The 12,817-nt window shown below is 73.1% G+C and carries 12 protein-coding genes and 1 pseudogene; 7 read left to right on the plus strand and 6 right to left on the minus strand.

Going from position 1 to position 12,817, the window contains the following annotated elements; all coding sequences use genetic code 11:
* Positions 1–97 (plus strand): BBE domain-containing protein (locus HF526_RS33305; RefSeq protein ID WP_169384838.1); only part of this gene is annotated, 97 nt, incomplete at its 5' end.
* A gap of 41 nt (positions 98–138) precedes the next feature.
* Here HF526_RS33305 and HF526_RS33310 read toward each other — a convergent pair.
* The 3 genes and pseudogenes from HF526_RS33310 to HF526_RS37225 form a co-directional block, all read right to left on the minus strand.
* Complete coding sequence (locus HF526_RS33310; RefSeq protein ID WP_169385640.1) at positions 139–1,071, minus strand: PDR/VanB family oxidoreductase; 933 nt, start codon at positions 1,069–1,071, stop codon at positions 139–141.
* Positions 1,058–1,267: a hypothetical protein gene (locus HF526_RS33315; RefSeq protein ID WP_169385639.1), complete on the minus strand. Its 210-nt coding sequence runs from the start codon at positions 1,265–1,267 to the stop codon at positions 1,058–1,060. The genes HF526_RS33310 and HF526_RS33315 overlap by 14 nt, the downstream gene beginning before the upstream one ends.
* Positions 1,264–2,311: pseudogene (locus tag HF526_RS37225) on the minus strand (aromatic ring-hydroxylating dioxygenase subunit alpha). Before HF526_RS37225 ends, HF526_RS33315 begins: the two are co-directional and overlap by 4 nt.
* Before the next feature lie 224 nt (positions 2,312–2,535).
* Between HF526_RS37225 and HF526_RS33325 the strand changes: the two are divergent.
* Positions 2,536–4,665 carry a S9 family peptidase gene (locus HF526_RS33325; RefSeq protein ID WP_338051928.1) on the plus strand — a complete coding sequence of 710 codons (2,130 nt, stop codon included), beginning with the start codon at positions 2,536–2,538 and terminating at the stop codon, positions 4,663–4,665.
* An 18-nt stretch (positions 4,666–4,683) separates the two neighbouring features.
* Here HF526_RS33325 and HF526_RS33330 read toward each other — a convergent pair whose 3' ends face one another.
* Positions 4,684–4,860, minus strand: coding sequence for a hypothetical protein (locus HF526_RS33330; RefSeq protein WP_169385642.1), 177 nt, complete (start codon positions 4,858–4,860; stop codon positions 4,684–4,686).
* A 314-nt stretch (positions 4,861–5,174) separates the two neighbouring features.
* Here HF526_RS33330 and HF526_RS36010 point away from each other — a divergent pair, with 314 nt between their 5' ends.
* Together HF526_RS36010 and HF526_RS33340 are read left to right on the plus strand one after the other, a co-directional pair.
* The gene (locus HF526_RS36010) at positions 5,175–5,549 is read left to right on the plus strand and encodes an FKBP-type peptidyl-prolyl cis-trans isomerase (RefSeq protein WP_338051929.1); all 375 of its coding nucleotides are present in this window, start codon (positions 5,175–5,177) and stop codon (positions 5,547–5,549) included.
* 17 nt (positions 5,550–5,566) lie between these two features.
* Entirely contained in the window at positions 5,567–6,073 is a 507-nt protein-coding gene (locus HF526_RS33340) for a YfcE family phosphodiesterase (RefSeq protein WP_169385643.1), read from the plus strand.
* Positions 6,074–6,084: 11 nt separating this feature from the next.
* Here the strand turns inward: HF526_RS33340 and HF526_RS33345 are convergent, their stop codons facing one another.
* Positions 6,085–7,194 (minus strand): TerC family protein, encoded by a 1,110-nt coding sequence (locus HF526_RS33345; protein ID WP_169385644.1) that lies wholly within the window; start codon positions 7,192–7,194, stop codon positions 6,085–6,087.
* Between the two features lie 261 nt (positions 7,195–7,455).
* Here HF526_RS33345 and HF526_RS33350 point away from each other — a divergent pair, with 261 nt between their 5' ends.
* From HF526_RS33350 to HF526_RS33360, 3 genes are all read left to right on the plus strand, one after another.
* Positions 7,456–7,752 carry an antibiotic biosynthesis monooxygenase family protein gene (locus tag HF526_RS33350; RefSeq protein WP_169385645.1) on the plus strand — a complete coding sequence of 99 codons (297 nt, stop codon included), beginning with the start codon at positions 7,456–7,458 and terminating at the stop codon, positions 7,750–7,752.
* 139 nt (positions 7,753–7,891) lie between these two features.
* On the plus strand, positions 7,892–10,723 hold the full coding sequence (locus HF526_RS33355; protein WP_169385646.1) for an alpha/beta fold hydrolase: 2,832 nt from the start codon (positions 7,892–7,894) through the stop codon (positions 10,721–10,723).
* Positions 10,720–11,571 carry an ABC transporter permease gene (locus HF526_RS33360; protein ID WP_338051930.1) on the plus strand — a complete coding sequence of 284 codons (852 nt, stop codon included), beginning with the start codon at positions 10,720–10,722 and terminating at the stop codon, positions 11,569–11,571. The genes HF526_RS33355 and HF526_RS33360 overlap by 4 nt, the downstream gene beginning before the upstream one ends.
* An 89-nt stretch (positions 11,572–11,660) precedes the next feature.
* On the opposite strand, the gene HF526_RS33365 is transcribed toward HF526_RS33360, so the two are convergent.
* Positions 11,661–12,617, minus strand: coding sequence for a hypothetical protein (locus tag HF526_RS33365; protein WP_169385647.1), 957 nt, complete (start codon positions 12,615–12,617; stop codon positions 11,661–11,663).
* Between the last annotated feature and the right edge of the window lie 200 nt (positions 12,618–12,817).

Genomic DNA, 12,817 nt, shown 5'->3' on the forward strand with positions numbered 1-12,817 from the left:
GTCGTACGGCCCGAAGTACGACCGGCTTGCCCGGATCAAGGCCGAGTACGACCCCGGCAACGTCCTGCACCACAACGCGAACATCAAGCCCGCCTGAACGGCGCCGGCACGCTCGTGCGCGGGAACGGTCGCCAGGCCCTAGAGGTCCAGCACGAGGCGGGGTGAGCAGGACCGCGACACGCAGATGAACATCGTGTCGTTCGCCGCCCGCTCGTCGGGAGTGAGCAGGAAGTCCCGGTGGTCCGGCTCGCCCGCGAGCACCCCGGTCTCGCAGGTGCCGCAGGTGCCCTCCTGGCACGAGGACAGCACCGTGATCCCGGCGTCTTCGAGGGTGTGCAGGATCGAGCGGTCCGGCGGCACGGTGAGGGTGAGCCCGGACCGGGCGAGCTCCACCTCGAAGTCGTCGGCGCGTACGGGGTCGGCGAGCTCCGCCGGCGCGAACCGCTCGACGTGCAGTCGCCCGGCCGGCACCCGCTCCTCGACCGCGGCCAGCAGCGCTTCGGGCCCGCAGCAGTAGACGAGGCTGCCGGCGTCGAGGTCGGCGAACAGGGTGTCCAGGTCGAGCAGCCCGGTCTCGTCCTGCGGCCGGATGTCGATCCGGTCGCCGTGTGCGGCGACGAGCTCGTCGACGAACGCCATCGACGCCCGGGTGCGCCCGCCGTAGACCAGCCGCCAGTCGTTCCCCGCCGCGGCCAGCATGGGCACTATCGGGGTGATCCCGATGCCGCCGGCGATGAACAGGTGGCGCGGCGCGTCGTGCAGCGCGAAATGGTTGCGCGGGCCGCGGGCGCGGACCTTGACGCCGTCGGCGAGTTCGTCGTGCACGAACGCGGAGCCGCCGCGCCCGCCGGGTTCGCGCAGCACACCGAGGCGCCAGCGGGTGCGGTCGGCCGGGTCGCCGCACAGCGAGTACTGCCGGACCAGGTCGGGGCGCAGTTCGAGATCGACGTGCGCGCCGGGCTCCCACGCCGGCAGCTCGGCGCCGTCGGCCGCGCGCAGGATCAGCTCGACGACGCCATCGGCCGCCGGCCGGGCGCGCTCGACGACCAGGTCCAGTTCAGCCCCGGCCACAGTTCCTCCCCTGTGCGCGGCCATGGTCGGGGTGGGCGATCAGCCACTCCCACAGCTCGACGGGGTCCTCCGCGTCGCGTTCGGCCCCGCAGAAGCAGGCCCCGCGCAGCACGTCGGTGCCCGGGAGCCAGAGCACGCGGTTCACGTGCTCGCCGCGCAACATCCGCGCCGGTGCCCCGAGGTCGGCACTCGTCACGACCGCACCGCCTCCGGGTCACCCGCGCGCGCCATCCGGGCGAGGATCCGGCGCGCGGCCAGCCCGCCGGTGTCGATGTTGATGCTCAGCTCCTGATAGCCCCCGGGCTCGGTGGCGATGACCTTCTCCAGGACGTTGAGCGCGTCCACGTCCTGCAGCACCACGGTCCGGTTGGACTCGCGCAGGAACTCCGACACCCCGGCGTCGTCCTGGGCGAAGTCGCGGGCGACGGCCCAGAAGTCGTAGGTGCTGTTCTCCGTCGACGGGGTGATCGCGTAGACGACCTCGACGTGGAAGGCGTCCGGGTCGGTTCCGTCCGCGTTCGGCAGCACACCGACCGGCGCCACCCGGCTGTGCAGCAGGTACAGGCACGGCGGGTGGAACTCGATGTCCTGCCAGCGTGTGATCCGCCCGGCCAGGCCGGTGGACTTCGCGTAGAACGGCGGGCACTCGGTGTCGTCCATGTGCCGGCTGACGTAGACCAACGCCGGCCTCGTCGTCGACCTCGGTGGTGATCGGGGTCTCGGCCACCTCGGGGGTGCCGATGTAGCCGCCGTGCAGGTAGGTCTCGTGCGAGAGGTCCATGAGGTTGTCGACCAGCAGCGACGCCCGCGCGGCCAGCGGCTCCATCCCGCAGACCGTCGCGTAGCCGGGGTCGGCCAGCCACGGCGCGCGCGGCGGCAGCACCTCGCCGGGTGTGGTGTCACCGATCCAGACCCAGACGAACGAGTCCTGCTCGACGACCGGGTAGGAGGTCAGCCGGGCGGTGCGCGGGATGCGCTTCTGGCCCGGGACGGCGACGCACGCGCCGTCGGTGCCGTAGGTGAAGCCGTGGTAGCCGCAGACGATGGTGTCGTCGACGAGCCGGCTCTCCGATAGCGGGAACCGGCGGTGCACGCACCGGTCGGCCAGCGCGACGGCCTGCCCGTCGTTGGTGCGGTACAGCACGATCGGCTCGCCGAGGATGGTGCGGGCCAGCAGGTCGCGGCCCACCTCGGAGGCGTACGCCGCGACGTACCACTGGTCCCGGACGAAGGCGGTCATTGCGGTCTCCCTGCGTGGTGGCGGGGTCGGATCGGGTGCTGACCCAGGTGACCACGCTCACCGGCGTGCCCGGCACCCCGACTTTCAGTGGCTGAAAGAACGTCCTGCTCTGCCCTGGTCACGAGCCTGCCGCAGCCGTGGGGTCGCCGGTCGACGCCGTCGATCAGATGTCGATCACCTCCTGCCCCGGCGGGTGGGCCGCGGCAGCGGCAGACTGGTCCACCGTGACGGACAGCTTCCCGCGCAGGCAGGCCCGGACCCGGCGGTTCACCCTCGGCGCGCCGCGCGGCTTCACGGTCGCGCCCGACGGGCAACGGGTGGTGTTCCTGCGCAGCCAGGGCGGCACCGACCCGGTCACCTGCCTGTGGACCCTCGACGTCGCGACCGGGGAGGAACGGCTGGTCGCGGACCCGCGCGACCTCGAGGGCCCGCTCGACGGCTCAGCGGCCGAGGAGGACCTGCCGCCCGAGGAGCGCGCCCGCCGCGAGCGCACCCGGGAGCAGGCCGGCGGGATCGTCGGCTACGCCACCGACCGGCCGGTCACGATGGCAGCGTTCGCGTTGTCCGGACGGCTCTACGTCGCCGACTTCGCGGCCGGGCTCACCCCGCGCCTCGTCGACTCCCCCGGTTCGGTGGTCGACCCCCGGCCGGACCCGACGGGCACCCGGGTCGCCTACGTCTCGGGCGGCGGGGTGCACGTGCACGAGTTGGCGCCGCGCGTCACGACGACGCTGGCCGAGCCCGAGTCGGAGACCGTCACCTACGGGCTCGCCGACTTCATCGCCGCCGAGGAGATGGGCCGGATGCGGGGGTTCTGGTGGTCCCCCGACGGCGACGCGCTGCTCGTCGCGCGGGTGGACGACGCGCCCGTGCAACGCTGGCACATCGCCGACCCGGCCAACCCCGACCGCGAGCCCGCGACCGTCGCCTACCCGGCGGCCGGCACCCCCAACGCGCTGGTCACGCTGCAGATCATCGGGCTGGACGGGGCCCGGGTCCCGGTCGAGTGGGACACCGGCGCATTCGAGTACCTGGTCGAGGTGACCTGGGACGCCACCGACCTGCTGATCACCGTGCAGGCCCGCGACCAGCGCACGCTGCAGGTGCTGCGCGTCGACACCGCGACCGGCGCGACCACGCCCCTCGTGGCCGAGACGGATCCGCGCTGGGTGGACATCCTGCCCGGGGTACCGGCCCGGCTGCCCGGTGGCGAACTGGTGTGGGCCGCGGACTCCGAGGACGCGCACCGGCTGGTCGTCGACGGGGAGCCGGTCACGCCGCCGTCGCTGCAGTTCCGCGGGCTGCTCGACGTGGACGGCGACACGGTGCTGTTCAGCGCGTCGGAGGACCCGACCGCGATCGGGCTCTGGACCTGGTCGCGGGCGGCCGGCGTGGTGTCGCTGACCCCGAAACCGGGCGTGTTCAGCGGGCGCCTGGGCGGCGGGACGCTGGTCGTCAGCGAGCAGGACCTCGACTCCGACGGCCCGGCGGTGCGGGTCCGCCCGGCCGAGGGGCCGGAGCTGACGATCACCTCCTTCGCCCGGCGACCGGGGCTGGAACCGCGGGTGGAGCTGTTCACGGCGGGCGACCGGGAACTGCGGACCGCGGTGCTGCTGCCGTCGTGGCACCGCCCCGGGCAGAAGCTGCCGGTGCTGATGGACCCCTACGGTGGTCCGCACGCCCAGCGCGTGCTGGCCGCCCGGTCGGCCTACCTGACCAGCCAGTGGTTCGCCGAGCAGGGCTTCGCGGTGGTGGTCGCGGACGGGCGGGGCACGCCGGGTCGGGGCCCGGAGTGGGAGCGTGCGGTGTACCGCGACCTGGCTACACCGGTGCTGGAGGACCAGGTCGACGCGTTGCACGCGGCCGCGGACCGGTTCGGCGACCTCGACCTCGACCGGGTCGGGATCCGCGGGTGGTCGTTCGGGGGCTACCTGGCCGCGCTGGCGGTACTGCGCCGCCCGGATGTCTTCCGCGCCGCCGTCGCCGGCGCGCCGGTCACCGACTGGGCGCTCTACGACACCCACTACACCGAGCGGTATCTCGGCCGGCCGGACACCGATCCGGAGGCCTATCGCCACTCGTCGGTGCTCGACGACGCCGCGACACCGGCCACCGCGGACCGCCCGAACCGGCCGCTGCTGCTGGTGCACGGCCTGGCCGACGACAACGTGGTCGCCGCGCACACGCTGCGGATGTCCTCGGCGCTGCTCGCGGCCGGGCGCCCGCACAGCGTGCTGCCGCTGTCCGGGGTCACGCACATGACGCCGCAGGAGGTCGTCGCGGAGAACCTGCTGCTCCTGCAGGTCGAGTTCCTGCGCGACGCGCTCGACGCACCGGCGCCGCCGGCCCCGTGATCGCTGCGGGCGGGGCGCTCACCCGGCGGCCCGCAGCACGTCGCCGCGGCGCGCGGTGCCGCCGCCGTCGACGTCCGCGTACACCACGGCGCAGGCCCAGGTCCCCATGCCCTCGATGCTGCGGCGGTTGTGCTCGGCGATGGTGCGCAGGGTGTCGCGGTCCTCGGGCAGGCCGTCCTGACCCAGGGTCGTCATGACACACCGCACGGTGGGCATGGTGACCGTGAGTGCTGAGCACGTGCAGCACGGCGAGATCGACACCGGGGCAGCGCGCCGTCGACGCCGGGTTCGTCGCTGCGGTGCACCGAGAGTTCCTCGCCTGCATCGGCTTCGCCGGGACGCGGTGCAGCGAGCGGACCGTGGCGGTAGCGGCGATCATGGCACCTGTCTATGGCCTCCGCGGCCGCCCCGCGACCCGGGAGTCCGCCCCCCGGGACGGGGCGACCCCGGAGATCGTCTGGCACGCTGTGGGACCCGAACCATCCGATTCACCGGCGAGAGGACACCCTGTGGCACCGCAGAAGCCCGAGATCGACCCCATCGACGGACCGCCGCCGGCCGACCTGGTCGTCGAGGACCTGCAGGTCGGCGAGGGCGCCGAGGCCACCGCCGGGTCGAACGTGAGCGTGCACTACGTCGGCGTGGCCCATTCGACGGGCGAGGAGTTCGACGCGTCCTGGAACCGCGGCCAGCCGCTGCAGTTCCCGCTGGGCGCCGGCCGCGTCATCGCGGGCTGGGACCAGGGTGTGCAAGGCATGAAGGTCGGCGGCCGCCGCCGGCTGGTCATCCCGCCGCAGCTGGGCTACGGCGACCGAGGTGCCGGCGGCGTGATCAAGCCCGGCGAGACGCTGATCTTCGTGGTGGACCTGCTGGACGTCCGCTGACCGTGCGGACACCGGTCGTGCGCCTGCTGCTGATGGCGGACACGCATCTGCCCAAGCGGGCGCGCGACCTGCCCGCCCCCTTGTGGGCGGCCGTCGACGAGGCCGACGTGGTGGTCCACGCCGGCGACTGGGTGAACGCCGAGCTGCTCGACGCGCTGGAGTCCCGGGCCCCGCGGCTCGTCGGCGTGCACGGCAACAACGACGGCCCCGAGCTGCGGGCCCGGCTGCCCGAGGTGGCCCGGGTGGAGCTGGACGGGCTGCGGTTCGCGGTGGTGCACGAGACCGGCGCCGCGACCGGCCGGGAACGCCGCTGCGCGCGGGCCTACCCGGACACCGACGTGCTGGTGTTCGGGCACAGCCACATTCCGTGGGACACCACCGCGGACAACGGGCTGCGGCTGCTCAACCCGGGCTCACCGACCGACCGGCGCCGCCAGCCCACCCACACCTGGATGACCGCACAGATCGCCGGCGGGCGGCTCGGCGAGGTCACGCTGCACCATCTCGAGGGGCCCCCGGGCTAGCGGTCGTGGCGTCAGCCGGTGGGGTCGGCGTCGTCGCGGCGCCGGGCCGGCCGGCCGCCGCCGGTGCCGGCCGGGGCGCGTTCCGCGCCGCCGACGGCCGCCGCGGTGTCGTCGCCGGCGGCCACGGCCGGGACCGGCGTGCCGGGCACGACCGAGGGGTCGCGCCGCACCTTGACGAGGCTGGCCACCGTGGTGATCGCCAGCACGCCGACGATGACGCTGAGCGAGACCGCGATACCCACCTCGGGCACCGGCACCGGGTCGCCGCCGTTGATGAACGGCAGCGAGTTCTCGTGCAGCGCGTGCAGCACCAGCTTCACACCGATGAAGCCGAGGATGATCGCGAGCCCGTAGGACAGGTAGATCAGCTTCTCGAGCAGGCCACCGAGCAGGAAGTACAGCTGGCGCAGCCCCATCAGCGCGAACGCGTTGGCCGTGAAGACCAGGTAGGCCTCCTGGGTCAGGCCGAAGATCGCCGGGATGGAGTCCAGCGCGAACAGCAGGTCCGTCGAGCCGATCGCGAACATCACGATGAGCATCGGGGTGACCCAGCGCTTGCCGTCGACCTTCACGAACGACCTGGAGCCGAGGAAGTCCTCGGTCACCGGCAGCATCCGGCGCAGCAGCCGCAGCGCCCGGTTCTCGGTGAACTCCTCGTCGTGGTCGGTCCCCTGCCTGGCGAGGTTGATCGCCGTGTAGATCAGCACCGCGGCGAACAGGTAGAACACCCAGCTGAACCGCTCGATCGCGGCGGCGCCGATCGCAATGAAGGCGCCGCGCATGATCAGCGCGATGACGATCCCGATGAGCAGCACCCGGTGCTGGTGGATCGCCGGCACCTTGAACGTCGCCATGATGATCACGAAGACGAACAGGTTGTCCACCGACAGCGAGTACTCGGTGATGTAGCCGGCGAAGAACTCGCCGGCGTAGGTGCCGCCCGCGAACAGCCAGATGCCCAGGCCGAACACCACCGCGAGCGCGACGTAGAACAGCACCCAGCGGGTGGCCTCGCGGATCGTCACCGCATGCGGTTTGTTGTCGACCAGGAACAGGTCGGCGAGGATGATGGCGACGAGTCCGCCGATGGTGGCGAACCACAGCCACGTGGGCACGGTCATGCGAGGGCCTCCGGGGGCTTCTCGGGCAGCATTGAGCGGCCCGAGGTCTCTCCCGTCGGCGGCAATGTCGTTGGCGATGTCGCTACTGCCGTCACGCCGACCGGTGGCACCGGGAGCCCGTTCCGGTAAGGACCGGGCGCCGTGTTGACGATGCCACCACGAGCGGGATACTCCCCTGCGGTGCTCGCCCAGTCTGGACCCTCACCATTCGGGCCCGCTACCCGGGGTGACCGAGTTCATCGCATAGGCGATGATCTCCGCATGGTGCTGGAGATCGCCGATTTCGCCATCCGTCCGGGAACCGAGGACGACTTCGCCGCGGCCTACCGCTCGGCCCGGGAACTGCTCGCGGCAACGCCGGGGTTCCGCTCGGCCCGGATGACCCGCGGCATCGAGTCGCCCAGCCGGTTCGTGCTGCTCGTGGAGTGGGACAGTCTCGAGGCGCACACCGTCGACTTCCGTGAGTCCGACCGGTTCGGCCGGTGGCGCGCGCTGATCGGGCCCTACTTCGACGGCGACCCGCGGGTCGAGCACTTCTCCGACGTCCCCGCACAGTGATCATCTGATCGATCCGCGGCGCGCCACCCGGGCGCTGAGAACTGGCTGAGGGTCGCTTACCGAGACCGCACCCGGCCTCGCATAACGTCGTCGTGTGCCCCGACGCCCCCGGTTGACCCCTGCCCGCGTGGTCGCGGCCGTGATCGTTCTCGTTCTGCTGGCCGGTGGCGCCACGTGGGCCGCGGTCGGCGGCAACGACACCGCGACCGCCGTGCGGACCGAGGACCAGCGCATCGAGGTCCGTGGCGGGCCCGGGGTCGCCGGACCGGTCAGCCTGGACACCAGGCTCTACCTGCCGGCGACGACGCCCGCGCCCGCCGTCCTGGTCGCGCACGGCTTCGGCGGGAGCAAGCAGTCCGTCGACGCCCAGGCCCGCGATCTGGCCGCCCGCGGGTTCGTCGTGCTGGCCTGGTCGGCCCGCGGGTTCGGGGCCAGCACCGGGCAGATCGCGCTGAACTCGCCGGACTACGAGGTCGCCGACGCCGAGCAGCTCATCGACTGGCTCGGCAAGCGGCCCGAGGTGGTGCAGGACGGCCCGGACGACCCGCGGGTCGGCGTCACCGGTGCCTCCTACGGCGGGGCGCTGTCACTGTTGCTGGCCGGCTACGACCATCGGGTCGACGCGATCGCCCCGGTGATCACCTGGAACGATCTGGGCCAGGCGCTGTTCCCGAACACCGCGACCCCGCAGGCCCCGCCGGACGACACCCCCGCCCACGGCACGTTCGGCTCGGACGGCGTGTTCAAGCGCGGCTGGGCGGGCATCTTCTTCTCCGCCGGGACCGGCGGCGCGGGCACCGCCGGGGGCGGGCCGGCCGGCGCCGACCCGGCGGCCGCGCTCACCGGTGGCGGCGCCGCGGCAGGCGGCACCGGGCCCGGCGCGGGCCGGGATGGCCCGGGTCCCGCGACGGCGGCGGGCCCGCTCAACTGCGGCCGGTTCATCGCGCAGGTCTGCCAGGCCTACACCGAGGCCGCGACCACCGGGCGGATCTCCCCCGCGACCGCGGAGTTGCTGCGTCGCTCGTCCCCGGCCTCGGTCACCGACCGGATCAAGGCTCCGACGTTGCTGGTCCAGGGCGAGCAGGACACCCTGTTCGGCCTCGACCAGTCCGACGCCAACGCCCGTCAGATCGCCGCAGCCGGCGGCACGGTGAAGACCATCTGGTACTCCGGCGGGCACGACGGCGGCGCCCCCGACGCTGCCGTCGACGCGCAGATCGACGACTGGTTCGACTACTACCTGACCGGCAAGGGCGCCGCTCCCGGCACCGGGTTCTCCTACGCCGTCCAGAGCGGGGTGCGCACAGGCGGGGACACCCCGACCGGCCGCACCGTCGTCGCCGATGCCTACCCCGGGCTGCCCGGCGACCCGGCGCTGAGCACCCAGCGGGTCGCCCTGCAGGGCGCCCCGCAGATCGCGGTGAACCCGGCGGGCGGCAACCCGGCGGCGATCACGACGCTGCCCGGGATCGGTGGCTCGCTCGGCAGCCTGGGCAGCCGGCTGTCCGCGTTCACCTCCGAGCTACCCGGCCAGTCGGCGCAGTTCCGCAGCGAACCGCTGCCCGCGCAGGTGACCGTGGCCGGATCCCCGCGGGTGGACGTGACCGTGGCCCGGGTGCCGGGGCAGCCCGCGGCCGACGAGGCCGTGCTGTTCGGCAAGGTCTACGACCTGGCTCCCGACGGCCGCCGCACGCTGCTGGGCAACGCGGTCGCGCCGATGCGGGTGGCAGTTCCCGCCGACGGGACCCCGGCCCGGGTCACGGTGACCCTGCCCGGCGTCGTCGCCCCGGTGCAGGCGGGCGACCGGCTGGTCGTGTCGATCAGCACGACCGATCAGGGATACGCATCGGCGACCCAGCCCGCGGTGTGGCGGATCGGGCTGGCCGACGGCGCGGCCGATCTCACCGTGCCGGTCGTCCCGGGCCGGGCCGTCACCGCGAACACGGTGCCGCTCGTCCCGCTGATCGGGATCGGCGTCGTGCTGCTGCTCGCGCTGCTGGCCTGGGCCGGCGCACGGCTGGTGCGCCGCCGCAGCGCCACCCTGGACCGCGCCGGCGACCCGGAGTCGCCGCTGGAGATCCACGGGCTGGCCAAGACGTACAAGGGCGGGTTCAGCGCGGTCAAGGACGTGTCGTTCACCGTGCGCAAGGGCATGGTGCTGGGCCTGCTCGGACCGAACGGCGCGGGCAAGACGACGGTGCTGCGCATGCTGATGGGGCTGATCACGCCGACCGCGGGAACGATCCGCGCCTTCGGCGAACCAGTCGGGCCCGGCGCCCCGGTGCTCGCCCGGATCGGCGCGTTCGTCGAGGGACCGGGGTTCCTGCCGCACCTGTCCGGCGCGGAGAACCTGCGGCTCTACTGGGCCGCGACCGGGCGCCCGATCGCGGAGGCACACGTCGAGGAGGCGCTGGAGATCGCCGGGCTCGGCGCCTCCGTCCATCGCCGGGTCGGCACCTACAGCCAGGGCATGCGGCAGCGGCTGGCGATCGCGCAGGCGATGCTCGGGTTGCCGGAGCTGCTGGTGCTCGACGAACCCACCAACGGGCTCGACCCGCCCCAGATCCACGCGATGCGCGAGGTGCTGCGCCGCTACGCCGCGGACGGGCGAACCGTACTGGTGTCCAGCCACCTGCTCGCGGAGGTGGAGCAGACGTGCACGCACGTCGTCGTCATGCACCACGGCAAGGTGGTCGCCGACGGCACCGTCGAGGACATCATCGCCGGCGGCGGGGCGGCCAGCTTCAGCGTCGACGCCCCGGACCGCGCGGCGGAGATCCTGGCGGCGCTGGACGGGGTGCGCGAGGTCGCCGTCGACGGGACCCTCGTGCACGCCGAGCTGAACGGCACCCCGCGGGCGTCCGCGGTGCAGGCTCTGGTCACGGCCGGGGTCGCGGTGCAGTCGGCGGGACCCCGGCGCCGCCTCGAGGACGCATTCCTGCAGCTCGTCGGAGAGGACCTGGCCCCGTGAGCGCTGCTACCACCCCCACGACGGGGTACCGGCCGGAGCGGACCCTCCCGGTGCGCGTCGAGCTGGTCCGCCAGCTCAAGCGACGCCGCACCCAGGTGGCCTTCGCGCTGGTCGCCCTGCTGCCGGTGATCCTCTGGGCGGCGTTCCAGCTGTCCTCGGACGGCCCACCCACCGGTTCGCTGAACCTGGTCGACCTGGCCAAGGGCAGCGCGACGAACTTCTCGGTGTTCGCGCTGTTCGCCTCGGCGGGCTTTTTGCTGGTCGTGGTCGTCGCGCTGTTCTTCGGCGACACCGTGGCCGCCGAGGCGTCGTGGTCGAGCCTGCGTTACCTGCTCGCCGCGCCGATCCCGCGGGCCCGGCTGCTGCGACAGAAGGCGGTCGTCGCCGCGCTGCTGTCGCTGGCCGCGCTGCTGCTGTTGCCGGTCGTCGCGCTGATCGTGGGCAGCCTGGCCTACGGCACCGGCGATCTGGTCAGCCCGACCGGCGAGTCGCTCGGCTTCGCCACCGCCGCGGGCCGGGTGCTGCTCGGCGCGCTGTACATCGCGGTGAACCTGAGCTGGGTCGCCGGGCTCGCGATCCTGCTGTCGGTGAGCACGGACGCGCCGCTGGGCGCGGTGGGCGGGGCCGTGATGGCCTCGATCGTGTCGCAGATCCTCGACCAGATCACCGCGCTGGACAACCTGCGCAACTACCTGCCCACGCACTACGGCACCGCGTGGTCGGCGCTGCTCTCACAGCAGGTGGACTGGGGCGACATGACCCGGGGCGTGTTCTCCGCGATCACCTACGCCGCGGTGTTCGGCGCGCTGGCGGCATGGCGCTTCAGCCGCAAGGACATCACCTCCTGACCTCGCTCCTTCGCTCCGGTTTCCTCACGAACGGCACTTTCGTTCACTAGGTTTGAACGAAAGTGCCGTTCGTCACAAACGCGGGTAGCTCACTCGGGCACGGCGACGACGTCGGGGCGGGGCCGGAGGGCGGCCTGGGCGTAGTTGCGCCGCAGCTCGTCGACGATCTCGGTGCGGCGGTGGCGCAGCTTCCTGGGCTGGCTGTGCATGACGATCACACCCTCGGCCATCATCGCCGAACGGCGGTCGAGTGTGCGGTCGTATTCCTCCGGGCTGAGGTGGAACTCCCGGGAGTCGATCTCCCAGGCCAGCGCGACCTCGTCGAACCACACGTCCGGGACGGCGACGAAGCGGCCGTGCTTGTCGAGCAGGCGTGGGTTGTACAACGGCTGCGGCAACCCGCTTCGGGCCACCAGCCTGCGCGCGTCGGCCTCGGCTACCGAGCGCACTCCGTCGGCGATCTCGCGAAGAACGTCGCGCGGCAACGCACTCCCGCGGCTGCTCCCCGCCTCCAGCTCGGCACACAGGTCGGCGGCGGAGCATCGCCCCTGCTGCACGACCTCGGCGATGGTCGCCCGCACCTCGTCGCGGTCGGAGGATCGGCGGGCGAAGTCGAGAGCAGCCCGGGCGATCGGTGCCAGTGACCAGCGGCCCGCCGCCGGCTCCGGTAGTCGCTCGGTCCGTTCCGCGAGCACCCGGCCGGCACCGACGCGGCGCCGGCCGGTGGGTATCAGCACGTGGACAGGTCCGCTCGGATGCGGCATCCGGCGCATCCCGTGCAGCTGCAGGGCGTCGAGCCCGGTGATCACGGATCCGTCGCCGGCGTAGATCAGCGCGGCGAGGCGACGGTCGTCCCGGGTCGGCGGCCCGTTGTCGAGCTTGACGATCCCGGGCAGCAACCGCCGCCACGGCCCGCCCGGGCGGCACCGGTAGGCGGTGACGTGGCGATCGACCCCGATCGCCTCCAGCTCGGCGACCCTGACGATCGGCCGCCCGCCGAGCGCAGCACGGACGTCGGAGGGGTGGTCGTCGCGGCGGCGGGGCACACGGTGATCGTGAGCGAGGAACCGCTCGTCACCGCGCACCGGTTCCGCTCCCGTGGACAACCTCCACCGCATGTGCACAACTCCCGGCACCGGCACCCGCCCTGCTTGACGCCCCCATGTCTCACGAACGGCACTTTCGATCACTAGGTTTGAACGAAAGTGCCGTTCGTGAGAACGCGGGGCGGTACCGGGCTCGGGCG

Source organism: Pseudonocardia acidicola (genome assembly GCF_012911935.1).
Taxonomy (GTDB): Bacteria; Actinomycetota; Actinomycetes; order Mycobacteriales; family Pseudonocardiaceae; genus Pseudonocardia; species Pseudonocardia acidicola.

Coding starts and splice junctions, on each gene's coding strand:
- HF526_RS33330 (WP_169385642.1), bottom strand. CDS start 4,860: ATGACGACCCTGGGTCAGGACGGCCTGCCCGAGGACCGCGACACCCTG.
- HF526_RS33345 (WP_169385644.1), bottom strand. CDS start 7,194: ATGACCGTGCCCACGTGGCTGTGGTTCGCCACCATCGGCGGACTCGTC.
- HF526_RS33350 (WP_169385645.1), top strand. CDS start 7,456: ATGGTGCTGGAGATCGCCGATTTCGCCATCCGTCCGGGAACCGAGGAC.